Genomic DNA, 24,041 nt, shown 5'->3' on the forward strand with positions numbered 1-24,041 from the left:
GCATACCATCAGGGACGATAACAAGGACAATCCCATGTCATACCAGAAACTCGAACAACATCAGCAACAACTGCACCGCCTCTCCCACCTGTCCGCCATCTGCGGCTGGGATCAGGCAGCCATGATGCCGGAGGGGGGCAACGAGGCCCGCGCCGAGGCGATGGCGGAGCTCGGCGTGCTGATCCACGGCAAGCGCACCGCCCCCGAGCTGGGCGACTGGATTGCCAAGGCCGAGAGCGAACCGCTGGACGCGACCCAGCGCGCCAACCTCGCGGAGATCAAACGCCACTGGCAGGATGCGAGCCTGCTGCCAGGCGAGCTGGTGGAGGCGCTCTCCTTGGCCGGCAGCAAGTGCGAGCACGCCTGGCGCCGCCAGCGCAAGGAGAACGACTGGGCGGGCTTTGCCCCGAACCTCGAGGAGGTGGTGCACCTGTCGCGGGAGGTGGCGCAACTGCGGGCCGATGCGCTTGGCGTGCGCCCCTACGACGCCATGCTGGCCCTCTATGAGCCGGGCATGACCAGCGCACGGCTCGATCAGATCTTCGGCGATCTCGCCAGCTGGCTGCCGGCTCTTATCCAGACCGTGAGTGAACAGCAGAAGGGCGATGCCATGCTGCTGCCGCAGGGCCCTTTCCCGATCGCGACCCAGCAGGCGCTCGGTCAGGAGGTGATGGGGCTGCTCGGCTTTGATTTTGCCCACGGCCGGCTCGATGTGAGCAGCCACCCGTTCTGCGGCGGCGTGCCGACGGACGTGCGCATCACCACGCGCTACAACGAGGACGAATTCGTCTCCAGCCTGATGGGCATAGTGCACGAGACCGGTCACGCCCGTTACGAGCAGGGCTGCCGCGCCATCTGCTGGGTCAGCCGGTGGCCGAAGCGCGCTCCATGGCGATCCACGAGAGCCAGAGCCTGTTTTGCGAGATGCAGCTGGGCCATCATCCGGCCTTCCTCGCGCTGCTGGCACCACGCATTCGTCACCACTTCGGCGAGCAGGCTGCGTTTGCGCCGGACAATCTGGCCAAGCTCTACAGCCGGGTCGAGCCCGGCTTTATCCGGGTCGATGCGGACGAGGTGACCTATCCGGCCCACGTCATCCTGCGCTACGAGCTGGAGCGCGATCTGGTGGAAGGGGCGCATCGAGGTGGCCGACATCCCCGAGCTGTGGGATGCCAAGATGCAGCAGTGGCTGGGGCTCTCCACCAAGGGCAACTACCGCAATGGCTGCATGCAGGATATTCACTGGACCGACGGCTCGTTCGGCTACTTCCCGAGCTACACCCTGGGCGCCATGTATGCCGCCCAGCTGCGCTTTGCCCTCGAGAAAGAGCTGGGCAGCATGGGTGAGGTGATCGCGGCGGGCCGCCTGCCGGAGATCTTCGGCTGGCTCGGACGCAACATCTGGTCACAGGGGAGCCTGCACAGCACCGACGAGCTGGTGCGCCTGCCACCGAGTGCTCAACCCGCACTGGCCACCGCGTGAAGGCGCTCAACCCGCACTGGCTGCAACTCGCGCAGTTGCAGGATATTGCCCTCCGGGTCGAAGGCGTTGCGCATCTGAAGTGATCCGTGTAATACGGGTAAAAAGACGCCCAGGCGAGGCTGGATACGGTGAAGAAGAGCTTGATGGCCCCCTCTTCCCGCAATTCTGGCGGCCGCTTGATACTTGCCCGGCATAGGGCGCAGGAATGGCGGGGATCAGCAGCTGGATATCGCTGTTTTCCAGCACCACCAACTGCTCATCCTGACTGCAGACCACCATCTGCAGCAGCGTACGGTAAAAGTGGGTCAGCAGGCCCGGATCCTTGGCAGTAGATCAGGGCACCGGCGCGAGCGGGGCTGGCATGGAGCACTCCCAACTCCTGGGTCAATCTCCACACAGTTGCGTGCCCCGTTCGATCCTTTTTAGCGGCTCGCCAGCCTCCTGCACAAAGTGCCACTGCCGCAGTGCCAGTGTCGGAGGCGGCCCCGATCTTCGCCCAAATCTGCCATGCCCAGCGCCTCGTCATAGTGCACACCGCCCGCGCCACTCTCGGTCAGTGTTTTGCCCGCACTGCCCCGGTACAATCACCACTTCCGCTGATCTTCATCTCGGTCAGCGGGGCATAGAGGGCGGCATAGAGCGGGGTATTGCCCGACAGCTTGATCCGCATCCTTGCCGCTATACGCGGAATAGATGGAGATAGCGGGCGTACCGCCAGCGGTCAGCCCTCGTCTGGCTGCCGTCACTCGGCACCGGCCCCGAGATCAACCTTGCCGCTGACGATCAGGGTCAGACTGCTCCCCTCGCTCACCGTCAACTTGTTGCTGCCAGTCATGGTGAAATCCTTGTCCATCAGCAGCACCACATCCCCCTTGATGGTGAGACTGGCATCGGCCCCCATATTGAGGCTGTCGAGCTGATAAACAAACAGCTCCCCCTTGCCGGGTAGCGGCAGCCCGGGCTTGTGCTGGTTGCTGCTGGTGACCGAGCCAGTGGCAGGATCCGTGGTCAGCACCATCTGCTGGGTGGCCTCAGCGAGCCATTGATGGGCAGTGTGGCGCATTTGGGCAGCGCGGCCACATTGAGCGGGTCACACACCTGCCCGGCCACGGTAAAGAGATACTTCTGGCTTGATCAAGGAAGCCCCACCATGCTGAGTTTGCCGCCAGCAATGCTTGTGCCATGACCCATAGAAACATTGCCATTGATTGCCAGCTGACCGGCAATATGCCCCCCTTTCAGGGTCAAACTACCGCCCGTTTCACTGATAAGAGGGAGATAATGGTCACTCCCGGCATTCACATTACCTGGAGATGGGGAAGAGCCGTTCAAGGTCACCGAGCCGGTCGCCCGCACATCGCCCCAGATGGCGAATTGCCCGTCGAGCACCACATTGGCCTTGTCGCTGACAGTCGCCACCTTGGCATTCTGGTTAATGTTGGTGCCGCCATATTGTACGCCCCCTTGCGCGAATCGTAGCTGTCGATAAAACCGCTACCGGAGAGGCTTAGCCCTTCGCATGCCACCACCGAATCCTGAAAGATGAGATCTGCAGGGCAAACAGGTTGGCATTGCCCTCCAGATAGCGGCCAAAAGCTTGCTCCCGGCGGAGGCATCCAGCTCGAGCAAGCGGCTGCCAGCCATGGCCCCTTCGCCCTTGCTTGGCACCTTCTGCACCAGTTGAGCCCACTCTATCCGCGGTTCGGCGCCAAGGGCCTGATGCAGGGCGCGATAACTCTCGTTCATCCCCAGCTCGGCACGAGCTGCGCGGGATTGCCGCTCAGGCGGGTCTGCAACTGGTTCTCCTGAATGCTGGTAAACACCAGCAGACTCGACAGCAGGCTCACCACCAACACCACCAGTAGTATGCAAATCCCGCTCCCCCTGCTGTGGGGTTGGCACCGGATGTGGCCAACGCTGCCGCCCAGACCGCCTTGCGGCGGGCCACCTGCACCTCTACTCCCAGGCGCCAGATAGCTCGGCACAAGATGCGGATCTCGACGAACGCACCCTGCTGGCCGAATTCAAGATCCTGAAGATGGGCCAGCAACAGGCGCGGGCCATCTCCGTCATCGCAACGCATCGGCGGTTTTCTGGTTACCTGACTGCCCCCTCTACCTTGAAGGCCAGCGTCAGGCGATTGCTTGATGCTGTTGGTAAAGGTGAGTAGTGGCAAAGCGCAGCACTTCGTTCGCCTGCTCCAGCGCCTTGCTCTGTTGACCTCTGGGGCGTAACCGGCAAAAATCGCCAGCATCAGCATCCTTGACTCCTCGTTGCCGGTGAGGGGACGCTCAGCATAAAGGCGGAAATCCTGCGTTTCGATAGCGACCACAAAGTTGTCGCTATAACGGTTCGGCAGCACCAGTCGGTGGCCATCCTGCAGGGTGAAACGGGCAAGAAAATCGGCCTGGGTGAACCGCTCGGGCTTGCGCTGCACTTCACACAGCGAGCTCCAGATCTCGCTCCACGCTGTTGCTCGCCTCGATCGTGGCCAGCGTGCTCTGCAAGCTGTAATGCGCCTGCTGCAACGAGACCACCTGCCCCTTGGCGAGACCGAGAAACACCATCACCGCCAACACCATGGAAACCATGATCTCCACCAGATTGAAGCCCTGCTGGCGGTCAAGTGCGGCGTAGCAGCTCCCTTGCAGCAGCTGGCCGCTCGGGGCCACGCAGAGCACCCGCTGCTCACCGAGGCGATTGGCCAGAATGATCTCGGCGTGGCTGCTGCTGCCGGTTGGCGCGATCTGGATGGGGTCAAACGGCTTGATCACCACTCCGCCAGCATGACGCAGCAACTTGCTGTCAGCCATCACCTCCCAGCCACCGTTATCGGTGCCCTGCAGCACCACCGGCAGGGTCAGCTTGACCGCTTCACTGCGGGCAAAACGGTAGGCAGACGCGAGTTCGGTCGCACTTTGCCGACCGTGATCATCAACTCAATCAGAGTAAATCCGCGCACATTCATCTTATGATCCCCAGCAGTCATGGCGATTGGCCGCGCGATAACCTCGAGGGTCAGAGTGCCGCATTCATCCTGTTGTCGCGTCGTTGGAATGGCTTTGAGCAGGTAGTCGCCAGCATCTTGCTGGCTGTAGCTGAACTGGTAGAAATCCGTGTTGGCCAGGGTGGCAAACGTGTCGGGATAACGGCCCTGTTGGGTATAGATACGTTCGAGGGCGAGCGCCTGCTCCAGCAATTGCTGCTGCGCTTCGTAACGACGTCCCTGTTGCAGATAACCCTGATACGCTGGCAACGCGATGGCCGCGAGAATGCTGACAACCGTCATGGCGATCAACAACTCGATCAGACTAAACCCTCGGCAATGGGGCCATGCCTTACAGTCGTTCACTTATCATCCTTGGCAAGTGTTGTTGTTATTTCGGCCTAAGGCCGCAGATGTGATGACTTAATAATCATAAAAAATTAACTGACCGATTGAACAACACAAAATCGCCACACTCAACGTAAAAGATAGTTATGTGATCTGTTATTAATTTTTAAGCAGTTTTCGCCGCCACTAATCTCGCTAAGCAAATAAAGCTAGGCCAATCGACATCCGTTATGCCCCCTTCTGTCGAGCCGATACATGAATAACAGCGTGACGAAGAGTGAAACCCGGCCGTGCGAAAGAGTGAAATCCCTGTCCGTTTCCACAGCCCCTGAGCACCCTTACTCTCTTGCCATCTATTCCAGCAAAGCCGAGCAAAGCCATAACCCGGATGAGGTGATCAGCACCCTCAGCCGCCAGTGTCACGCCGCACGGCTCGCCCGCGACGCTCGTTTTGATGGCCGCTTCTTTACCGGCGTGCTCTCGACCGGCATCTACTGCCGGCCGGTCTGTCCGGCACGGCCACCGCACGAGCACAATGTGCAATACTTCCAAAGCGCCGCGGCCGCCGAGCAGCATGGGCTGCGACCCTGCCTGCGCTGCCGCCCTGAGCTGGCCCCCGCCGCCCGTGGCGATCTGCCGGTTGAACTGGCACAGGTGCTGGCGCGCATAGAGCGCGGCGAACTGGGGAAAGCACGCTCGCCGAACTCGCGGCGCAGGCCGGGATCACTGAGCGCACACTGCGGCGCCAGTTCGAGCAACACCTCGGTGCCTCGCCAAAGCAGGTGGAGCAGACGCGCCGCCTGCTGCTCGCGAAGCGGCTGCTGACGGAGACACATCTGCCCATCACCGACATCGCGTTTGCCGCCGGCTTGCGAGCATTCGCCGCTTCAACGACGCCTGGCAACGCCTACGGGCTGGCCCCGCGCACCCTGCGCCAGCAAGAGGACATGCGCCAGAGCACATGAGACGCCGCGACGGCCTGCAATTGCACCTGCAATATCGCCCGCCTCCGTATGCCCGGGCCATGCTGGCGTTCTACCGGCTACGGGCCATTCCGGGGCTGGAGCGGGTAGATGGCGAAGTGTATGAGCGCCGCTACAGGGTCGGCGATCAGGTTGCGCTGGTGCGCATCGAGCCCCTCGAAGGGGACAGGCTCAGGCTGACGGTGCAGGATCTGCCGCCGAGCGCGCTGCCGGACATACTGTATCGCGTGCGCCGCATGTGGGATCTGGACGCGGACATGGGGCGCATCGGCGAGCTGCTGGGGCAGGATCCGCTGCTGGCGCGGATACAGGGGCGCTGGCCCGGGGTGCGGCTGCCTGGGGGCTGGGACGAATACGAGGTGATGCTGCGCGCCATCGTCGGCCAGCAGGTGTCGGTCAAGGGCGCCATCACCATCATGGGGCGCCTGGTGGCGCGCACCCAGGCGCAGTTCGGGGTGGCACAGCTGCCCACGCCGACCCAGTTGTGCGAGCTGGATCTCGACGGCATCGGCATGCCGGGCAGTCGCATCCGCACGCTGCAGGGGCTGGCCGCGGCGCTCGCGAGCGGCGCCCTGACCCTCACGACAGCCAGTGACGAGCAACTGCTCGCGCTGCCGGGCATAGGTCCCTGGACTGTCGCTTACTGGCGGCTGCGCTGCGGGCTGGACACGGACGCCTTCCCCGCCTCGGATCTCGTACTGCAAAAGGCGCTCGGCGGCGGCACCAAGCTGCCCGTAAAAGAGGTGGAGGCGCGAAGTGCAGCATGGCAGCCGTGGCGCAGCTATGCGGCCAGCTGGCTGTGGCACGCCATGAGTGAAGCGCCCGATTTGCTGCTCCGTGCCACTGGCAACGAACAACAGCCAGATACCCAACAACAGGAGATAACCCCATGATCCGCTACGATATCCTGCCGACCCGCTGCGGCGATCTGCTGGTTGCTATCAACGAGCATGGTCTGGTGCATGTGGATTTTGTGGCGGGCCTGCGGGCGCTGCCCGATATGAGTGGCTGGCAGCAAGACGCTGTTGCGCTGGCCCCCTTCCTCGCCGAATTTGACGCCTATTTTGCCGGCCGGTTGCAGCGCTTCACCCTGCCGCTCGCGGCGCGGGGCACGGCGTTTCAGCAAGCGGTGTGGCAGGCGCTGTGCGACATCCCCTATGGCGAGACCCGCAGCTACGGCGACATAGCCCGCGCCATCGGCAAGCCGAGTGCGAGCCGCGCCGTCGGGGCCGCGAACGGCCGCAACCCGCTATCGATCATAGTGCCCTGCCATCGGGTGATCGGCCAAAGCGGCAGCCTGACCGGCTATGCGGGGGGCCTGCCCATCAAGCAGGCATTGCTGAAACTCGAGGGCATCACCACCTAAAGCGCCACATCGGCCAGGCACCGCGGGCAGGCTGCCCGGACCCTATCCCCGGCGATTACTTCGCCCTGACCGACAAGCAGCCCCATGTGGCCAAGGTGGAAGGCAGCGAGGATGCGGTCTTCTTTATCCAGGCCGATGGCCCCTGGAACGTGGTGATGGAGAAATAAGCAGTGTGATCCCGTGCGGGGCCCCGTGGCCCCGCTTCAGGAGAAAGGACGACCCAGCCGGCTCAAACCTGGCCCCCTGGCCAGCATGGCCGCCGGGAGAAGGTCAAGGGCCAGAGGGGACACTAGTTGGCAGACATGGCCCCAGAGGGGGCTGGCAGCCCTAGCGCCCCTTGTCCAGGGCCGCTTTCAGGGCCGGATTGAAGCAGGCGACCGCCGTGTCGGCGGGCAGATCCTGGTCACAGCATTCACAGTTGGGTCTGAGCTCAAGCATGGGCAAGATCCTGGAAGATAAGGGGAATTAGGAAAGGAGGGTAGGCAGAGAACCTGCGATAAAAAATTGCCCCTTTCCGGATGAGAAGGCCATCCTGCAGCTCGGTGTGCAGCTCCCCCTCGAGGCAGAGCAGCACGTGGCCCTTGCTGCACCAGTGATCCGCCAGATGTACTCCACCATCAGCGTTTCAGGCTGCCCATCACATGCATTTCGCAGCGGTTGCAGTCAAATCAGCGCAGGCGCCCATCACCTGCATTTCGCAGGTGGCAGTCTTTACCCATCTTGAGTTCCAGCGGCTCGGCCTTGAGACCGGGCACCTCTTTTGGGCAGAGGTTCTGGCTATAGCGGATGCAATGCTTGGTGATCATCAGCACCACTTCCCGCTCCTCCTTGTTCGCCTCATAGGCGGAGCAATGCGCTCCACCCCGTGTTCGCGGAAGAACTGCTCGGCCGCGCTGTTCAGCACATTGCCGGAGGTAGGAGAGACGGTGCTGGGGATAGCTGATATCCCGCAGGGCGATGCGCCGCTCGGGGCGCTGGTAGCTGGCCAGACGGGCCGCCTCCAGCGCGGCGATACCGTCCCGGCGCAAACCGTTGAGCTGTGATGCGGCGATGAATAGCGGGTGAGTGAATACCAACTCAATCTTGCGCGCCACAAACAGGGTATTGCCAGTTTGCCAAGCTGGTCCCGCGCCTGTTGCAGCGCCCGCTCCGGGTTGTCAGCAGGCTGCTTGTCGCAAGGCAGGGTCACCGCGGCACTGATGCCCTGCTCGTCGGTGAGCGTGAGGCTCACGCCCTCATCGCACTCTGCCAGCACCATATCGACCCAGATGCGGCGATCCGCGCTCGGCTTCTCCAGCAACTTGCTGAATGCCTGATCGTGATTGCGGAAGATCTCGGTGCCCACCTTCAGACCCGGCATGCGCTCCGACAGCAGTAACTGCTTACCTTCCACCTTGTTGAGGCGCATCCCCACCAGTTCGCCCCCCGGCTTGAAGAAGCCGAGGCCATCGCCGTTGTTGAGGCTCACGGGTTTGCCGTCGATCTCTATGCCGTCGCGGGTCACCCTGCTGACGCGGCCCAGCGGTTCACCCACGTATTTCGGGCTCCTGGTGGAGTCGATCCCCGGCTGGCGGCCATGGAGGAAGTAGTCGGTACTGCCCCGGTTGAAGCTCTTTTTGGGATCCGGTGTGAAACCGTAGCTGCAGCGACCGGCCGAGGAGGCCACCAGATCGGGGCGGCGCTCGAGAATGGCGTCCAGCTTCTGGCGATACCAGGCGGTGACGTTCTTGACGTAGTCCAGCCCCTTGAGGCGCCCCTCAATCTTGAAGGAGCGGATGCCCGCGGCGATCAGCGCCTCCAGGTTCGCGCTCTGATCCATGTCTTTCAAGGAGAGCAGGTGGCTGTTCTCCACCAGCACCTCCCCCCCTGGGGTTTGCAGGGAGCAGGGCAGCCGGCAGAGCTGGGCGCACTCGCCGCGGTTGGCGCTGCGGCCGGTGCGGGCGTGGCTGATGTTGCACTGGCCGCTGTAGGAGACGCAGAGGGCTCCGTGGATAAAGAACTCCAGCTGCACATTGGTCTGGGCGCTGATGGCACGGATCTGCTCGAGCGAGAGTTCGCGGGCCAGCACCACCTGGGAGAAGCCCACATCCTGCAGGAACTTCACCTTTTCCGGCGTACGGTTGTCGGTCTGGGTGCTGGCATGGAGCGCTATGGGAGGCAGATCCAGGGCCAGCAGCCCCATGTCCTGCACTATGAGCGCATCGGCCCCGGCCTCGTAGATCTGGTGGGTCAGGCGCCGGGCTTGCTCCAGCTCGTGGTCATGCAGCAGGGTGTTGAAGGCGACGAACACCTGGGCGCCGAAGCGGTGGGCGTGGCGCGCCAGCGCTTCGATATCGTCGAGGGAGTTGCCTGCCGCACTGCGGGCACCGAAGGCGGGGCCGCCCATGTAGACGGCATCGGCGCCATGGTTAATGGCTTCGATGCCGTAGGCGAGGTTCTTGGCCGGAGCCAGCAGCTCGAGGCGGTTAGTCTGGGTGTGATGCTTAACGGGTGCTTGTTCTGGTGCATGGTCTCGGGATCAGGGCGGACAGCAAATGGGCGCCACTCTAGCCCATTCACCACCCGCGTGCCTTGATCCCGCTTAAGGTACCGCAAGACGCTGGTCTAGATCACCACCTTGAGCGCCAGTCCCAGCAGCACCAGGCCGCTTATCTTGTCGATCACGAAGGACTTGGCCTTGAGCCAGGCGAGCCATGGACAGACCGCGGGAGAGCTCAGATCACCACCTTGAGCGCCAATCCCAGCAACACCAGGCCGCTTATCTTGTCGATCACGAAGGACTTGGCCTTGAGCCAGGTCAGCACAGGCCCCCGGGAGAGCACCAGGGCCACCAGCACGTACCAGAGCGCGTCTATGCCCCCAGCGGTCAGCATCATGATGCTCCCCTCGCGCCAGCCGGTATCGGCGTGCACGAACTGGCTGAACAGGGCGATGAAGAAGATGGCGAGCTGGGGGTTCAGGAAGGCGACCATGAAGCCTTCGAAGGCCCCTTGCCGACCACGCAGCTGGTGCACCTCTTCACTCGCTTCGCCACTGGCTGGTTTGGCCAGCAGGGCTTTCACCCCGAGCCAGGCAAGAAATGCGGCGCCGCCGTAGCGGATCAGATCAAACAGCAGCGGGGTCTGGGTGATCAGGATGGCCAGGCCCAGCGCCGTGACCAGCGCATAGATACCAACCCCGAGGCCGTGGCCAAGTGCGGTGGCGACGCCGTGCCCCTGCCCGCCCTGCACCGTGTTGCGGATGATCAGCGCCAGACTCGGCCCCGGGCTGATGGCGCCCATCACGCAGATTGCGGCCAGTGCCAGCCAACTCGTCAGTTCCATGCTTTTCCTCTTTTGTGCGGAATATGATGACCTGCGCTCAGGGTACGGGCTGAGCCATTATGCCAGTAGTGAAAGTTATGAATAGATTCCATAGCCAATGGCTATAGGCAACACAACTGACTGCGGCTAACCGTTCAACAGCTGCTTGCGGACTCTCGCCAACGGTGCGTTGCAGGTGATCCCGCAGGAAGGGGTAGGCCAGCTCGCGAAACCAGCGGTGGGCCGGATCCTGATGGTGGCGCTGATGCCACAGCAGATGATACTGCTGGTCGCGGGTAGCAAACGGCAGATCGACAAAGGTGAGCTCATGGCCGCAGGAGAGCTGCCAGGCGATATGAGCTGGGGTGGTCATCAGGCAATCGGTGCGCAGCAACACCTCCACCGCCGCCTGAAAGAAGGGACCCGGGCAAACCAGCGCCGACTCAGCCCCTGCGGCGCCAGTACCTGCTCCACCGGGCTGTCCTTGTCACCACCGCCGCTCACCTGCAGGTGAGGCCAGGCGAGATAGTCATCGAGACTCAGCGCCTTGCCCGCCAGCGGGTGGTGGCGCCCCATCAGCATCACCAGCCGATCTCCCCCTGGTGCAGCCCCCGGATCTGATCCGGCACCAGCTCCGTGATGGTGGAGACCAGATCCAGCTCGGACTGCCACAGCTGCGGCAGCTGGCGCTTGTCCCACAGGCTGTACTCCAGCGCCGCCAGGGGGGCGGCTCTGGCCAGGGCCGCACAGATGTCGGGCAAGATGTGCTGGGCCACGTAGTCGGAGGAGGCGAGCCGGAACACCCGCTCGCAGCGCTCTGGCGCAAACTCGGGCGCCGCATAGAGCCGCTCCAGGGCACCGAGCGAGTCGGCAAGCGCCGCCGCCAGGCTCTCGGCCCGCGGCGTCAGCAGCCAGCGCTGCCCCTCCCGCACCAGCAGCTCGTCACCAAACTCGCTGCGAAGCTGGCCGAGCTGCTTGCTGATGGAGGGCTGGCTCAGGTGCAGCAGCTCCGCCGCCCGGCTGATGTTGCGGGTCTCCAGCAACACCTTGAGGGTGGGCAAGAGGTTGAGATTCGCTTTGTGCAAGGGATACCCTCATCGGTGGCGAAACGCCTATCTTAGGGCAGCCTAAGCCCGCGTTTTAAGCAAAATTTCCTGCCATGTTCAGCACGTTGCGCCCTTTGCGCCAGATGGCGTGAGCCCTGCCCACATAACCATCCCCGCGGGATGACACTGGAAAGCCTGTACGACATAATTGCGCACTTTTCCGCCCGCGGGCGATCTACAACAAGAAGCGATAACAAGATGAAATACGCCAATATCACCGGCTGGGGCAAATGCCTGCCCCCCGCAGTGCTGACCAACGATGACCTCAGCACCATCATGGATACCTCGGATGAGTGGATCTATCCGCGTACCGGCATCAAGGCCCGTCGGGTCTCCCACGTCAGCACCCAGGCGCTCGCCACCCTGGCCGCCCGCCGCGCCCTGGCCTGCGCCGGTCTGGAGGCCGGTGAACTCGATGGCATCATACTGGCCACCGCCACCCCGGGCACGCTAGTTCCCAATGGAGCCTCTGCCGTGCAGCAGGCTCTGGGCGCCCACAAGGCGGCGGTGTTCGACCTCAATGCCGCCTGTACCGGCTTCGTCTATGCGCTCTCGGTCGCCACCTCCCTGGTGCAGACCGGCATGATGCAGAAGGTGCTGGTGATAGGTGCCGAGCGTCTCATCCAGCTGCTGGACTGGGCCAAACGCGACACCGCAGTGCTGTTTGGCGACGGCGCGGGCGCCGTGGTGATAGAGGCGAGCGAGCAGAAGAGCGGCCTGATTGCCAGCAAGCTCGGCTGTGACAGCGAGGCACGGGAGATACTGCACGTGCCGAACTTCGGGACGGATCGGGTGCGTTTCGCCGACATCGACGGTCTGTTCACCTTCAACTTCGAGGGGCAGGAGATCTTCAAGCGCGCCGTGCGCGGCATGGGCGAGGCCACAGGTGCCGTGCTGACCCAGGCCGGCATAGCCCCCGAGCAAGTCGACCTCATAGTCCCCCACCAGGCCAACGTGCGCATCATAGAGACCCTGGCCAAGCGGATGAACGCCCCCATGGAGAAGGTGATGGTCAACATAGAGCAGTACGGCAACACCTCGGCTGCGACTGTGCCCATCGCCCTGTGCGAGGCACTGGAGCAGGGCCGGGTCAGGCCGGGCAGCTATCTGCTGACCGCCGCCTTCGGGGCCGGTCTTACCTGGGGCGCCGCCCTCATCAAATGGGGCCCTCGCGTCACCCCGCTCGGCCAATGCGACGAGGAGTTGCCCCCCTGCGAGCAGAACGCCCTCGAGCTCATCGCCCACGCGGTTCAGGGCTGCCAGCAGGCGCGCACTTCAGAAGCCTGAACCTCGCCACGACCACCCTTTCCCGCATAAAAAAGAGGAGCCCATCGTGGCTCCTCTGTCCATGCCCCCCCTGCCGGCCCTCCAGGACATCGACATAAAAGTCATTGAAAAGCGTGAATTTTGAGCGAAACATATCAAAAAATAACCAGTTGACACTTTTTTGTCGTCAGAATGCGGCCAAGGGGTTCACAACCTTGCCGGATCTGGTAGTATGCGGCCTCGCACTTGGGGAGGGGTTCCCGAGCGGCCAAAGGGATCAGACTGTAAATCTGACGGCTCTGCCTTCGAAGGTTCGAATCCTTCTCCCTCCACCATTCAAGTGCGAACAATCAGGAAAATACCCCGTGGAGGGGTTCCCGAGCGGCCAAAGGGATCAGACTGTAAATCTGACGGCTCTGCCTTCGAAGGTTCGAATCCTTCTCCCTCCACCATCTTCCTGCATTGCGTGAAAGGCCTGTAAAAAGTAGTACCCCTGTGGAGGGGTTCCCGAGCGGCCAAAGGGATCAGACTGTAAATCTGACGGCTCTGCCTTCGAAGGTTCGAATCCTTCTCCCTCCACCATCCTTCAGAAAACCCGGCCTGGCGCCGGGTTTTCGCATTTATGGCCAGTGGTCATTTGACACTGTCAGATCTGACAATTGCCCTGCCCCCGCTTTTTCGAAACAGTGAATGCCTCGAATCGCAAGGAACGCCCTCACATGTTTGAAATCTGGGATGAAAGGGGCCGGGAGCAAGGGTTGACGCTGCCCGAGCTGCAACAACGGCTGCGCCATTATCAGGGTGATGTCATGGTGCGCTATCTCAACCGCCTCGGCCTGCCGAGCACCCTGTTCCTGACCGTTGCACAGGGTCAGGCCTACCAACGCTTCAAGGCAGGCTCCCCCAAACTCGACTGGGAGTGGCTGGCCCAGGCCATGCACGCGGTTCCGAGCCAGCACACCCAGCAGGCCATGGCGGCCCGCTGAGGCCGCCTCAGGCACGAGGGAGAAGCCCCCTCAGCTCCTCGACTATACGTCCAAGCAGTGCCCTGAATTCCCTCAATTCGGCTTCGCACGCCCTCGCCCCCTGCTGGCGGATCTTCTCCTCCAGATGCCAGGCCTGCTGCGCCAGATCCTCGACCATCATCATGGAGATGGTGCCCGCCTGGCGATGCACCCAGTCTGCCAACCCCTTGTCGTTCTCCTGCACCTGTGCCAGGGATTGCACCAGCTCCTCGCAAAACTGGCGCAGCATCTGCGCTAAGGGCTCACCCGTCCCGAACAGGCGCTGCAACGCGGCCAGGTCAAGCAGACCGGGGGACGGCAGCAGGTGCCACTTCATCAGCATGCCGCGCAGACCCTCCAGCAGCACCGGCTTGCCCAGCACATCGTTCATCCCGGCGGCCAGACAACGCTGCCCCTGCTCCGGCATCACATTGGCGGTCATGGCGATGATGGGAAGGGAGGCCAGGTCCCGGGTGGCGCGCACCCTGCGGGTAAAGTCGTAGCCGTCCATCACCGGCATCTGGCAGTCGCACAGGATGAGCTCATATGGCTGCTGCTCCAGCATGAGGAGTGCCTGCCCGCCATGCTCAGCCAGATCGCACCCCAGATCCAGCTGCCTGAGCTGACGCCGGATCAGGGTCTGGTTGAGGGGATTGTCTTCCACCACCAGCACCCGAGCGGGCAGCGGCAGGGAGGCCTCTGTCAGGGGCGAAGCCGCAGGCAAGGGGGCCTCCTCGCCCAGGCCGAGTTGACGATGACAGACCTCCCGCACCGCCTGCCAGGTCAGGGGATTGCTGTTGAGCCAGTAGGCTCCGTCTCGCCGCTGATAGCCCAGCACATTGCCAAGGGGGGCGATGCAGATGCCGTTGTCCGGCAGATCCCGCGCCTCGCCGAAGATGAGATCGGCCCCTCCCGGCTCATTCCATGTCTGCACCCCCAGTGACAACAGGTGCTGGCGCAGGGTATGACGCAACCTCTCATCATCCACGGCCAGGAAGGCCCGCAATCCGGCCAGGAGAGGATCACACTCCTTCTGCCGCTCGAGCCCCAGGGTGACGGAGAGGCCGATAAAGGTCCCCACCCCGGGGGCACTCTCCAGCCTGAGCGTCCCTTCCATCAACTCCGCCAGGGTGTGGCTGATGCTGAGCCCAAGCCCGGTGCCGCCATGATTGCGGGTAGTGGCACCGTCGGCCTGTTCAAACGCATTGAAGATGCGGGCCTGCACCTCGGCACTCATGCCGATGCCGGTGTCCTGCACCCCGAACAGCAGCCGCTGTTCACCGGCACTCTGCCACTCCTGGCTTATCGACAGCTCGATAAAACCACGCTCGGTGAACTTGACCGCATTGCTCACCAGATTGAACAAGACTTGCTTGAGCCTGAGTACATCCCCGTTGAAGCGCGCCCCCACCTCATCATCCACCCGCAGATAGATCTGCAGCCCCTTGCGCTCCACCTCGCTGCTGATCATGGTGAGCACATTGTCGGCCAGCTCCCGCAGCAGGAAGGAGGTGGGCGCCAGCTGCATCTTGCCCGCATCCAGTTTGGCGTAATCCAGCACATTGCCGATGAGCTGCAGCAGCCCCTCAGCCCCCTGGTTGATGATGGCGACCATCTGGCGCTGCTCGAGATCCAGCGGGGTAAAGCTCAACTGCTCCGCCATGCCGAGGATGCCGTTCATGGGGGTGCGGATCTCGTGGCTCATGGTCGCCAGAAACTCGGCCTTCTTGCTGGCGGCCCGCTCCGCCAGCTCCTTGGCATGGGCGAGTGCCGCCTCCACCTCGCGGCGGCGCCTTATCTCCCGGTGCAGGCGCCAGTAGGCGATGCTGAGGATGAGGATGAAGAGCAGGACACCGGCCCCTAGGGGGATCAGGGTGCGCAGCAGCTTCTGCCACGGGATACCTTCGCTGTAGTTCAAGGCCAGCCAGGTATTGCGGATCTGCTGTTTCTCCTTGTCGCTCATGCTCACCAGAACCCGGTTGATCAGCGGCAGCAAGGGGGCATAGGACTCCCGCACCGCCACCACCAGTTCGTCCCGAAACGGGGTGGGTGCGACTATGTGCAGATTGTCGCCGAAGCGCTCATCAATCACCCGGGAGAGCACGGCCAGGTTGCCCACATAGGCATCCCCACGACCGGCGGCCACCATGGCCAACCCCTCCTCAGGGCCGGACACCACAGTAACGATGACATGGGGGATACGTGCCTTCAGCTCGCTCACCAGCATGCGATCGGTCACGATCAGCTGCTTGCCCGCCAGTTCGGCAAAGCCCCCAATGCTGTTGCTGCCACGGGCAGTGGCGATGACCACGGGGAAGGACGCAATAGGCCGGCTCACCTGCCAGCCGGTGAGCCGCTGGCTGACGCGAAGGGGCAGCACTATCAGATCCACCTCCTGATGGATCTGCGCCTGCAACAGGGCCGAGCGGCTTGGGTCCGTTCGATGGCGATAGGCCAGACCCAGCTTCTCCTTGAACAGGCCGAGGTAGTCGTCGATGAGCCCGCTCACCCGCCCCTGACTGTCCAAAAACGAGAAGGGTGCCCAGCCCTCGAGCAGGCCGACTCTGAGCGGGGGCAGCTGAGCGAGCCACTCCCGCTCATCCGGTCGCAGCAAGAAGCCGCTATGGCCTTGAAAGCTCAGGCGGCTATCCCCCAGCCAGCGCCGTTCAAGCTCGGTGCGCTCCTCCACCGTCAGGGCCTGGATGGCGGTGTCGAGCCGCACCCCCAGACTGGGTTTATGCCTGCTGACTCCCAGATGTAGGCTCTCCATCAAGAGGGGGGACTGGGCCACCACGGCCAGCTCAGGGTGCTGCCCGATGAACTCGTTGGTGACATGCAGGTTGCCAATGTAGGCATCGGCCTTCCCCTCCAGCACGGCGCGCAGGGCCGAGCTCGAATCGGAAAACAGGATGCGGGAGACCGACGGATAGTGCAGCCGGATCAGCTTGTCCGTCAGAAACCCGATCTCGACGGCGATCCTGGCCTGACTCAGGCCGCTGACATCCCGAAACAGGGGGCTGTCGTGGCGCACCACCACCACGGTCGGGGATGAATAATAGGGGCGGCTGTAGGAGATACACTTGCGCTCGTCGGCGCGAAAGGCATCCAGCAAAATATCGACGTCACCGCGACAGCTCGCCTTATATAGATGACGCCAGTCCGTATAGGCTTTCCACTCGATACGGTAGTCAAGATTCTTGGCCAATAAGGCCATCAGCTCCACACTGAAGCCGCTGCCATTATTTCCATCCCATTGCTGAAATGGCCCCCAGCCACCTTTTAGCACACCCACTTTTATCACTTGCAAAGGGGGCTTGCTGGCGGCGATAGCAGAGTGGCAATATAGAACGAAATTAAATAGCAGCACTAAGGTGGCAAGTCTAAATAATATCGATGGGTAACACCTCACCCTGTCAGCAAGCTGGGAAACATGTTTCATTTTATTGCTCGGAAAAAATCGGCGCATAAAGTATTATATAATCCACATGTTTAACACCCTGAATATTATTCATTGATTTATATGAGGCTCAATCATGTCTTTCAAAATCATTCTCGCCGATGATCATCCATTGATACTGGCCGGGATCCGCAGCCTCATTACCCAGAGTCACATCGGTTGCGATATTGTTGCCGAGGCCCATCAGGTTTCTGAATTATTGAAAATATTACAACAACATAGCTGCGACCTGCTGATCACCGATTTCAGCATGCCGGGGGATGAACGCTGCGATGGTCTGGCCATGATCCAGCAATTGCGACGGGAATATCCCGAACTGCCCATCATAGTGCTGACCCAGATACACAACGCCGGTATCTTGCAATCACTTGCCCAGTCGGGGGTGAGCGGCATCATTCTCAAGAAGGCCGTGCTCAATGAATTGACGGACGCCATTCGCCAGATAAAGACAGGTCAGCACTATATAGGCAACTCGGTCAACGCCGTGCTGGCGGAGGCCGGGTTGCTGCACCAGCCCCCCGCGGTGCAGCTCACCCCCAGGGAGAACGAGGTGGTACGCCTGCTGGCCAGCGGCATGTCGGTCACCCAGGTGGCGGAGTACCTCAATCGCAGCGTCAAGACCATCAGCACCCAGAAAAAGAGCGCCATGCTGCGGCTCGGCCTGCAAAGCGACAGCGCCCTGTTTCACTATGCAAAAGAGATGGGACTGTAATAAGGGTTAATTGATGGCCACATCGATGATAATGGTGATATCACCTTTATAAGTGCTGCCAAAATATTTCATCATCTCTTGCACGGATTTCTTTTCCACGACGAATCTGAATGGCCTATTACTATCAGCCAATATTTTATGATATGCATACAGGTCTTTCTTTCCTGCATAGATAGGCCATTCCTGATTTCGGATGCCGGTGCCATACACCTTGACTGGTACTTTATGGCCATTCTTGTCGTTCTTTATCTGACAACCATCCCCATGTGCATTCAGATATTGGCAGCTCAGGCTGGCATGATAAGGCACTGCGACCCAGAAGCGCGCCGGCAACACCGCATCCAGATAATCCGGGGTACGATAAATCCAGTGCAGCCATCCCCCCGGGGGCTGCAAGACGACGCGATTCCCGCCGGCCGGAAAATCAATCTTGATTTGATGGCGAACCTTGATGGTGAAATTCACGGTCAGCTGAGTGTCCGTATAAGTGCCGGCGCCGAAATCGAAGTCCAGGTTATGCCCCATGGATAATGTCAGCTTGCCGGTATAGGTGCCATTTTCCATCGCCAGTGGATTGGGGGCTTTCAATTTATACCCCAGGTAAATCGAACTGATATTGAGATCCTTGCCCACCGATCCCGTGTTTTGTCCATGGCAGCGGCCACCGGATGCGCTGGCGGACTCTTTGACGTTGCGATAGACGAACAGAGACGAGCTGTTCTTCCATGCACTGACGTAAGCACAATCCCCTTTTTCCGAGATAGTGGTGTCTGCGGGCACCGAGCCCACATTCATCTCGGATCCGACCGACGTCACGATAAATTTGAGGGTGTAGGAGGCTCCCCCGCCCTGCTTGACCAGGGTCACGTCACGGGCGCCCGGAAAACCGAGATAGTGCACCCCCTCCCTGCTGTCGCTGCTCTCCTTCACCTTTCGCTTGATATTGGCATCGAACCGGACGGCCTGGGGCGTCTCCACTGTGGCCGTGGTGCTGCACCAGAAGCCGGTCGCGTCCGGAAACTGGGTGCAGGGGGTGGTGTTGATGAACTTGGCTCCCCCCGCCTCATAGGTCGCCGGGTTATATTCCGCCGTCACATTCAGGGTGGCGCCCTGGGCGGCCCCCCCGATCAACAGGGCCAGCCACCAGCAACAACGCCTCATCTCCATTCTCATCTTCGACTCCTGTTCGAGGGCCTATTGGCTGGCCCAAATCTCGGGGCTGCACACCAGATCTCCCAGCAACAACAGATCCTGCTGCCGTTCGGTACGGGCCGTATCCAGCGCCAGATCGCACTGCTGCGCACCATGGAATTCCACCTGCAAGCTGGGGTTTCGCTCGCTCATCTCCACCGCAAAGAAGCCATCGGCCTCGCTGACGGTACGTCCCGCATGGTTGACCACCATGGCCCCCTTGAGCGGCGTTCCCTGCCCATCCAGCAGGCGACCTATCACTGTCACCGTCTTCATCACCCGCACCCTGTGATAGGCCACCCCCCCCTTGTTGAGGTGATAGGGCAGCAGGTTGGGGCGAATGGTCACCGACGGCGACTCGGCACCCGCCATGTCCAGCTGCACGGCACCGCCGCGATAGGCGGTGACGGGCACAAGGTTGCGGCCGGGGCGCAGCACCACATTCCCTCCCTGATCGTCATAGGCGCGCAGGGCCAGCTCGGGAAGGTCGGACTCCAGATCCACTATCATGCCCGCCTCATACCCCTGGGGTTGACCGGTCAGGGTCAGGCTGCCCTCATCGCCAAAGGCCAGGGTGCTGTCGAGGTTGAGCCCGCCACTCAAGGCCCGGTTGTAGGAAGAAGAGAGCAGGTGGGCGTCGCCACTGGCGAGCGCCCCCTGAAAGCGGGCATGGCCCGCCATCCCGACCCCATAGCTGTCTGTGGTCAGGTTGGCCCCGACGCTCTGCAAGGCGCCCCACTCCAGCCACTGCTGGTAACCGAGGGAGGCGTTGCGTTCCTGCCCGCCGGAGCGGGAGGTCCGGCTGCCAATGCCAATGGCAAGCTGGCTGCGCTCTCCCCCCAGGTTCATGCTCAGGGAGAGCATGCTTCCCCTGTCCCGCGCATTGTCGGTGCTGATACTGCCGGGGCGGTCGAACACCGTCAGGTTCCAGCTCACCCCCTGGCCGAGCAGCTCGCCGTTGTAACGCCAGCCCAGGTCGGCCCCCAGCCCCTGCCCCTCCCGGTGCGCCAGATAGAGGTTGGCGGAGTGATGCTCATCGAGTCGCTGCTGCAACGACAGGTTGCTCTGGGCAAGGTCACGCGCCTCCCCCTCCCGCAGCTCCTGATAGCGCTGCTGCTGATGACTGAGCACCAGACTGCCATCCCCATAGTGATACAGCGCCTGCAGATCGAAGCCGGTGCCCACCCCCTGGGTCGCCATCAGGTTGCCAAACAGCCGCCACTGGTTGCCCGGGCTCCAGTCCGCCGAGAGACCATGCTGCCAGCGCTGGTCTATGTACTGGCTGGACGCCCCCAGGATCACCGAGGGGGTGAGCAGGTGGTTGAGCATGACGCCGCCACTCGTGCTCTCGGGGCGCTTCTCTTCCCGGTCGCTGAGCAGCCGGGTCTGCTGGCCCAGAAACAGGTTGAAGCGCCAGGCCTCCTCCGGGTTTTGCCAGTTGCCCGGCTTGTAGATCATCTCCCGCCGCCGCTCGGTCACCTGGCCATCTTCCAGCACCCGCAGCTCCACCTCGTAGATGCCGGTGGGCAGCACCCGGGTATCCAGGGCCTGCAGCCCAGAGCCCACCTGCTGGGAGTTGATGAGCAAGCCATCCTTGTAGATCTCGACCATGCCTGGCCGACTCGGGGTGACATAGAGCGGGACTGTGCTGGCCTTGCCCTGCTCCACCAGCAGGGTGTCCGAATCCCCCAGCATGACCCCGAGCACGGTCGGCGTGCCGCCGCCAAACTGGGCAGGCTGGCGCACCAGCCCCTGGGCATAGGGGGAGAAATAGCCCAGCCGGTAGAAGCGCCCCTCTCCCTCATGCTCGGCATAGAGCTGCTGCACATGATGCTGGGCAGGCTGGCCGGAAAACTGGCTCAGCTCCCCTTCCAGCAAGGGGGTCCACTGGCCGAGGCTGCCCTGGGCCGTCAGGTTGTAGCGACCGCTGCGCTGCTCTTCCTCCCCCAGGGTCAGGTTCAGCTGATGGCGCATCAGGGCGCCATAGCTGCCTGCGGCGGGCAACTGGTGGTAGCGGGCCTGCTGTGATCCGCTCTCCACCCGGGTGGTCAGCACCGAGAGCTGGGAGTTCTCCAGGCTGTACTCCAGGGCCAGCACGCCATTGGCACACTCGCCCTGGCACGGGCCCAGGCGGTGGGGCACGGCCAGCACCTCGACCCAGCGCTGGCGTGTGCGCTCGTCCAGCTCACTCTCGTGGCCGTCGGTCAGGATCAGCAGTTGTACGCTGGTGTCTTTGCCCAGCACTATCTCGCCCTCCCCCAGCAGTTGCCCATCCACCAGGATGCGCACCGCCAGCGGGACGTCGAAGAAGTGATCGGCAAAGCCATCAGGCAAGTCTTGGGCTTGTTGCAACACATCGAGGGGCTGGGTGGCACGACCCTCAGTCGCCCAGACAGGCTGGCCCAGCAGGGCCAGCGCCAGCAGGGCCAGCGCCAGCAGGAAAGAGAAATAGGGCACGGGTCATCTCACTCTTGGCATCAGCGCAAACAAAAAAGGCTCCCCCCATTAGGGAGCCCGAAGCGGATGACTTAGCCGCATTTTCTCAGGGCGGGTGCTTCAGATTCAAAAATCATGTTCACTACACCCTGGTAATTACCTGGCTGATAGCCGGCCACAGGGGCGTCGGCGGGGATCACTTCCAGTCCCAGCAACTTGCCGGTCTTGGCATCCTCTGCCTTCATCACCTCGACTGAGGTGGTCGACAGGGCGACACCACCCACCTTGATGGTCAGGGGAATGTTGTCGTTGCCGCTGGCCATCACGGCCGGGTTGGTCAGGTAGCCGGTGATGGCGCCTATGGTGCTCTTGGCATCCAGCTGCTTGCTCAGCGTGTCCAGCTTCTTGGTGTAGGGGTTGTAGGCCAGCTTCTGCGGCGTGCTCATCCAGTTGTCGCCACCGGTCGGCTGCACATAGAAGGCCTCGCTCGGGATCTGGGCGGTCACTGTGACCTGATGTTCAATGCGTTCTGCCGCCATCAGATGGGCCGATACCAGCATCGCCAGGGGCGCAACAATCCATACTTTCATTACTCTCTCCTCGGTCATAAACAAGAAACATCAGTGTCCAATCACCATGTTTCTACTCTGGTCACCCTCAATCAGCGCAAAGCGATAGAGGTGATCTTTCTGTTTCACAAGTTGCTTCTTCATGTTCGGCAACAGATGAATTTTCCCTGGTGTTGAACAGTTTTTCTCCCGTCCATCACACTCCTCGAAAAAGTCCAGCACTATGGTGGCATTGCCGTTATTCACGACTGTGGTCATGGTGTCGGTCTCTATCAATTTCGTATCAAAGCGGGTCTCTTTTGGCATGACAAAAATAATGGCGCCGAACCCGGTCAATATATTTACACCAGCAGAGACTTGTTGCTGAGCATCAATACTCTGGCCATCCATATCGAATCCATCCTCTTTCCTGGGCAGCACGGGAATAAAGCGAACCCTGAAATAGCGCTCCTTGTCCCGCGCCCCCATATAGAGCAAGCGGGTAGCCTGTACCCCTTTGGCCGGGATGATCAGGCGCGACGGGCTGGCGATCAGGGCCCGGTTGCCTTCGGTCAGCTCCGCCGACTCACGGGGCTGGCCGGCGCCGTCATAGGTTATTTCGTGAATGGCTACCTTGACGAAGGCGGTGGTATCGCCCTGATTTCGGATCCGTTTTAAATAAGTTCCCTGCTGACCTGCCATATAGTCAAAAAGGGTGCCTATGCTGATTTCGGCCGATGCCGATACGTTGCCGCTGAGCATCAGCAACAAAATAAAAAATAGGTTTCTCATCTTTATTCCAGACTGAATTTATTGCGGCACTATTTCTTGAGCAAGCTATTAATGAGCCGTTCGAATATCACTGGGGCCAGTTTATGCAGCCTGCCGGGGGATGTTAATCGGAATAATCCTATATTGAATTTCAGGCGGCAGGCTCATTATCAGATAATTCCTACAGCTGCCAGGTGGCTGCACCCTGTATTATGCGCAGCCATCCATCGCCATCAGGTGAGAGCCATGTTTGCGTTCAAAGAAGAGTATCCGATGAGTGCCATGGCCACGATGGCCATGGCGGATGTCGCCGTTCCCTTTTACCAGCCGATCATAGGCCGGGACCGTCAGGTCAAGGGCTATGAGGCGCTGGCCAGGCGCTGGGATCCGGTGGCCCAGTGTTACAAAGGCATCGATTTTGCCTCCCTCAGCCAGGACGAATCCCTGCATCTGGATATCGTCATGCTCAGGGCCATCATGAGGGATCTGCCTGTCCTGGCGAAGGGGGGGCCCTATACGCTCTCCATCAACCTCAACCCGGCGCTCTCCAGCCCGACCTATCAGAACCTGTTGCTGCTGGTGCTGGTGCAGGCACGCAAGGTGGGGATCGACATCTGGTTCGAGGTGCTGGAATACGCCCGGCTGGAGAGCCAATACAGGGAGCTGATAGAGGTGCTGCGCGCCCATGGCGCCCACATCGCCTGCGATGACTTCGGCTCCCGGGAGTGCAACTTTCAGCGCCTGATGGCCCTGCCCTACGAGGTAGTCAAGCTGGACCGCTCCCTGCTGCTGCAGGCGGCGCGCACCTCTCACGCCTTCAAGATGCTGGTGGGCCTGGTGGCCTACCTGCAGCGCCTCGGCATGGCCGTGGTGTGCGAGGGGGTGGAGACCCAGCTCCATGTCGAGATAGCGAACCGCCTCGGCTGCGACTATCAGCAGGGCTACGCCTACGCCATGCCCTCCCCCCTCTCCCGCTGGTCCTAGGCACCCGGGACCAGAGGGTCAGCCGGGGCTCCTCTTGCCCTCGCGCTTATTCAGAACGGCCAGGCCCCTACCACCACAGGGCCTGGCTGCACCTTCCT

The 24,041-nt window shown here is 61.7% G+C and carries 20 protein-coding genes, 3 tRNA genes and 4 pseudogenes; 12 read left to right on the top strand and 15 right to left on the bottom strand.

Annotated features, from left to right (window positions below):
• Positions 1-34: 34 nt before the first annotated feature.
• Positions 35-1,509 (top strand): annotated as a pseudogene (locus tag ACF2JD_RS07890) (carboxypeptidase M32); the annotation flags it as partial.
• Here the strand turns inward: ACF2JD_RS07890 and ACF2JD_RS07895 are convergent.
• From ACF2JD_RS07895 to ACF2JD_RS07920, 6 genes and pseudogenes are all read right to left on the bottom strand, one after another.
• Positions 1,507-1,853, bottom strand: a pseudogene (locus ACF2JD_RS07895) (glyoxalase/bleomycin resistance/dioxygenase family protein); the annotation flags it as partial. The pseudogenes ACF2JD_RS07890 and ACF2JD_RS07895 overlap by 3 nt on opposite strands.
• 372 nt (positions 1,854-2,225) lie before the next feature.
• Positions 2,226-2,546, bottom strand: coding sequence for a hypothetical protein (locus ACF2JD_RS07900; protein ID WP_440987136.1), 321 nt, complete (start codon positions 2,544-2,546; stop codon positions 2,226-2,228).
• A 71-nt stretch (positions 2,547-2,617) separates the two neighbouring features.
• Complete coding sequence (locus tag ACF2JD_RS07905; RefSeq protein ID WP_440987137.1) at positions 2,618-2,902, bottom strand: hypothetical protein; 285 nt, start codon at positions 2,900-2,902, stop codon at positions 2,618-2,620.
• A 424-nt stretch (positions 2,903-3,326) separates the two neighbouring features.
• Positions 3,327-3,920 carry a hypothetical protein gene (locus tag ACF2JD_RS07910; protein WP_440987138.1) on the bottom strand — a complete coding sequence of 198 codons (594 nt, stop codon included), beginning with the start codon at positions 3,918-3,920 and terminating at the stop codon, positions 3,327-3,329.
• A 1-nt stretch (position 3,921) separates the two neighbouring features.
• Positions 3,922-4,347, bottom strand: coding sequence for a prepilin-type N-terminal cleavage/methylation domain-containing protein (locus ACF2JD_RS07915; RefSeq protein WP_440987216.1), 426 nt, complete (start codon positions 4,345-4,347; stop codon positions 3,922-3,924).
• Positions 4,344-4,835: a type IV pilin protein gene (locus ACF2JD_RS07920; RefSeq protein ID WP_440987139.1), complete on the bottom strand. Its 492-nt coding sequence runs from the start codon at positions 4,833-4,835 to the stop codon at positions 4,344-4,346. The genes ACF2JD_RS07915 and ACF2JD_RS07920 overlap by 4 nt, the downstream gene beginning before the upstream one ends.
• Before the next feature lie 237 nt (positions 4,836-5,072).
• On the opposite strand from ACF2JD_RS07920, the gene ACF2JD_RS07925 reads away from it, so the two are divergent.
• From ACF2JD_RS07925 to ACF2JD_RS07940, 4 genes are read left to right on the top strand one after another with little or no spacing between them, the layout of a single operon-like run.
• Positions 5,073-5,642: an Ada metal-binding domain-containing protein gene (locus ACF2JD_RS07925; protein WP_440987140.1), complete on the top strand. Its 570-nt coding sequence runs from the start codon at positions 5,073-5,075 to the stop codon at positions 5,640-5,642.
• On the top strand, positions 5,555-5,782 hold the full coding sequence (locus tag ACF2JD_RS07930; protein WP_440987217.1) for a helix-turn-helix domain-containing protein: 228 nt from the start codon (positions 5,555-5,557) through the stop codon (positions 5,780-5,782). Before ACF2JD_RS07925 ends, ACF2JD_RS07930 begins: the two co-directional genes overlap by 88 nt.
• Positions 5,779-6,693 (top strand): AlkA N-terminal domain-containing protein, encoded by a 915-nt coding sequence (locus ACF2JD_RS07935; RefSeq protein ID WP_440987141.1) that lies wholly within the window; start codon positions 5,779-5,781, stop codon positions 6,691-6,693. The genes ACF2JD_RS07930 and ACF2JD_RS07935 overlap by 4 nt, the downstream gene beginning before the upstream one ends.
• Entirely contained in the window at positions 6,690-7,166 is a 477-nt protein-coding gene (locus tag ACF2JD_RS07940) for a methylated-DNA--[protein]-cysteine S-methyltransferase (protein ID WP_440987142.1), read from the top strand. The genes ACF2JD_RS07935 and ACF2JD_RS07940 overlap by 4 nt, the downstream gene beginning before the upstream one ends.
• Before the next feature lie 327 nt (positions 7,167-7,493).
• Here the strand turns inward: ACF2JD_RS07940 and ACF2JD_RS07945 are convergent, their stop codons facing one another.
• From ACF2JD_RS07945 to ACF2JD_RS07960, 4 genes and pseudogenes are all read right to left on the bottom strand, one after another.
• Positions 7,494-7,604: a DUF1272 domain-containing protein gene (locus ACF2JD_RS07945; RefSeq protein ID WP_440987143.1), complete on the bottom strand. Its 111-nt coding sequence runs from the start codon at positions 7,602-7,604 to the stop codon at positions 7,494-7,496.
• A 230-nt stretch (positions 7,605-7,834) separates the two neighbouring features.
• A pseudogene (locus ACF2JD_RS07950) lies at positions 7,835-9,674 on the bottom strand (peptidase U32 family protein).
• A 206-nt stretch (positions 9,675-9,880) separates the two neighbouring features.
• Entirely contained in the window at positions 9,881-10,489 is a 609-nt protein-coding gene (locus ACF2JD_RS07955; RefSeq protein WP_440987144.1) for a LysE family transporter, read from the bottom strand.
• A gap of 151 nt (positions 10,490-10,640) precedes the next feature.
• Positions 10,641-11,553: pseudogene (locus tag ACF2JD_RS07960) on the bottom strand (LysR family transcriptional regulator); the annotation flags it as partial.
• A gap of 219 nt (positions 11,554-11,772) precedes the next feature.
• Here ACF2JD_RS07960 and ACF2JD_RS07965 point away from each other — a divergent pair.
• The 5 genes from ACF2JD_RS07965 to ACF2JD_RS07985 all read left to right on the top strand — a co-directional run bounded on the left by ACF2JD_RS07965 (position 11,773) and on the right by ACF2JD_RS07985 (position 13,826).
• Complete coding sequence (locus ACF2JD_RS07965; RefSeq protein ID WP_440987145.1) at positions 11,773-12,861, top strand: ketoacyl-ACP synthase III; 1,089 nt, start codon at positions 11,773-11,775, stop codon at positions 12,859-12,861.
• Positions 12,862-13,090: 229 nt separating this feature from the next.
• Positions 13,091-13,175: transfer RNA gene (locus ACF2JD_RS07970), tRNA-Tyr, on the top strand.
• Between the two features lie 32 nt (positions 13,176-13,207).
• Positions 13,208-13,292: transfer RNA gene (locus ACF2JD_RS07975), tRNA-Tyr, on the top strand.
• Positions 13,293-13,337: 45 nt separating this feature from the next.
• Positions 13,338-13,422, top strand: a tRNA-Tyr gene (locus tag ACF2JD_RS07980).
• 137 nt (positions 13,423-13,559) lie between these two features.
• The gene (locus ACF2JD_RS07985) at positions 13,560-13,826 is read left to right on the top strand and encodes a hypothetical protein (RefSeq protein ID WP_111909851.1); all 267 of its coding nucleotides are present in this window, start codon (positions 13,560-13,562) and stop codon (positions 13,824-13,826) included.
• Between the two features lie 7 nt (positions 13,827-13,833).
• On the opposite strand, the gene ACF2JD_RS07990 is transcribed toward ACF2JD_RS07985, so the two are convergent.
• Entirely contained in the window at positions 13,834-17,283 is a 3,450-nt protein-coding gene (locus ACF2JD_RS07990; RefSeq protein WP_440987146.1) for a transporter substrate-binding domain-containing protein, read from the bottom strand.
• A 94-nt stretch (positions 17,284-17,377) separates the two neighbouring features.
• On the opposite strand from ACF2JD_RS07990, the gene ACF2JD_RS07995 reads away from it, so the two are divergent.
• Positions 17,378-18,013, top strand: a complete 636-nt coding sequence (locus tag ACF2JD_RS07995) for a response regulator (RefSeq protein WP_440987147.1) — start codon at positions 17,378-17,380, stop codon at positions 18,011-18,013.
• A 6-nt stretch (positions 18,014-18,019) separates the two neighbouring features.
• On the opposite strand, the gene ACF2JD_RS08000 is transcribed toward ACF2JD_RS07995, so the two are convergent.
• From ACF2JD_RS08000 to ACF2JD_RS08015, 4 genes are all read right to left on the bottom strand, one after another.
• Positions 18,020-19,186 (bottom strand): hypothetical protein, encoded by a 1,167-nt coding sequence (locus ACF2JD_RS08000; RefSeq protein WP_440987148.1) that lies wholly within the window; start codon positions 19,184-19,186, stop codon positions 18,020-18,022.
• A gap of 21 nt (positions 19,187-19,207) precedes the next feature.
• Entirely contained in the window at positions 19,208-21,661 is a 2,454-nt protein-coding gene (locus ACF2JD_RS08005) for a CS1-pili formation C-terminal domain-containing protein (protein WP_440987149.1), read from the bottom strand.
• A 71-nt stretch (positions 21,662-21,732) separates the two neighbouring features.
• A complete protein-coding gene (locus ACF2JD_RS08010) occupies positions 21,733-22,230 on the bottom strand; it encodes a CS1 type fimbrial major subunit (protein ID WP_440987150.1) in 498 nt (165 codons plus the stop codon).
• A 30-nt stretch (positions 22,231-22,260) separates the two neighbouring features.
• The gene (locus tag ACF2JD_RS08015) at positions 22,261-22,980 is read right to left on the bottom strand and encodes a hypothetical protein (RefSeq protein ID WP_440987151.1); all 720 of its coding nucleotides are present in this window, start codon (positions 22,978-22,980) and stop codon (positions 22,261-22,263) included.
• 225 nt (positions 22,981-23,205) lie between these two features.
• On the opposite strand from ACF2JD_RS08015, the gene ACF2JD_RS08020 reads away from it, so the two are divergent.
• The gene (locus tag ACF2JD_RS08020) at positions 23,206-23,943 is read left to right on the top strand and encodes an EAL domain-containing protein (protein WP_168235691.1); all 738 of its coding nucleotides are present in this window, start codon (positions 23,206-23,208) and stop codon (positions 23,941-23,943) included.
• Positions 23,944-24,041 lie beyond the last annotated feature (98 nt).

Origin of the sequence: Aeromonas ichthyocola, from assembly GCF_046087985.1 — a bacterium.
GTDB lineage: Bacteria > Pseudomonadota > Gammaproteobacteria > Enterobacterales > Aeromonadaceae > Aeromonas > Aeromonas rivipollensis.

Coding starts and splice junctions, on each gene's coding strand:
- ACF2JD_RS07900 (WP_440987136.1), bottom strand. CDS start 2,546: ATGCGCCACACTGCCCATCAATGGCTCGCTGAGGCCACCCAGCAGATG.
- ACF2JD_RS07925 (WP_440987140.1), top strand. CDS start 5,073: ATGAATAACAGCGTGACGAAGAGTGAAACCCGGCCGTGCGAAAGAGTG.
- ACF2JD_RS07935 (WP_440987141.1), top strand. CDS start 5,779: ATGAGACGCCGCGACGGCCTGCAATTGCACCTGCAATATCGCCCGCCT.
- ACF2JD_RS07940 (WP_440987142.1), top strand. CDS start 6,690: ATGATCCGCTACGATATCCTGCCGACCCGCTGCGGCGATCTGCTGGTT.
- ACF2JD_RS07945 (WP_440987143.1), bottom strand. CDS start 7,604: ATGCTTGAGCTCAGACCCAACTGTGAATGCTGTGACCAGGATCTGCCC.
- ACF2JD_RS07955 (WP_440987144.1), bottom strand. CDS start 10,489: ATGGAACTGACGAGTTGGCTGGCACTGGCCGCAATCTGCGTGATGGGC.
- ACF2JD_RS07965 (WP_440987145.1), top strand. CDS start 11,773: ATGAAATACGCCAATATCACCGGCTGGGGCAAATGCCTGCCCCCCGCA.
- ACF2JD_RS07985 (WP_111909851.1), top strand. CDS start 13,560: ATGTTTGAAATCTGGGATGAAAGGGGCCGGGAGCAAGGGTTGACGCTG.
- ACF2JD_RS07990 (WP_440987146.1), bottom strand. CDS start 17,283: ATGAAACATGTTTCCCAGCTTGCTGACAGGGTGAGGTGTTACCCATCG.
- ACF2JD_RS07995 (WP_440987147.1), top strand. CDS start 17,378: ATGTCTTTCAAAATCATTCTCGCCGATGATCATCCATTGATACTGGCC.
- ACF2JD_RS08000 (WP_440987148.1), bottom strand. CDS start 19,186: ATGAGAATGGAGATGAGGCGTTGTTGCTGGTGGCTGGCCCTGTTGATC.
- ACF2JD_RS08010 (WP_440987150.1), bottom strand. CDS start 22,230: ATGAAAGTATGGATTGTTGCGCCCCTGGCGATGCTGGTATCGGCCCAT.
- ACF2JD_RS08015 (WP_440987151.1), bottom strand. CDS start 22,980: ATGAGAAACCTATTTTTTATTTTGTTGCTGATGCTCAGCGGCAACGTA.
- ACF2JD_RS08020 (WP_168235691.1), top strand. CDS start 23,206: ATGTTTGCGTTCAAAGAAGAGTATCCGATGAGTGCCATGGCCACGATG.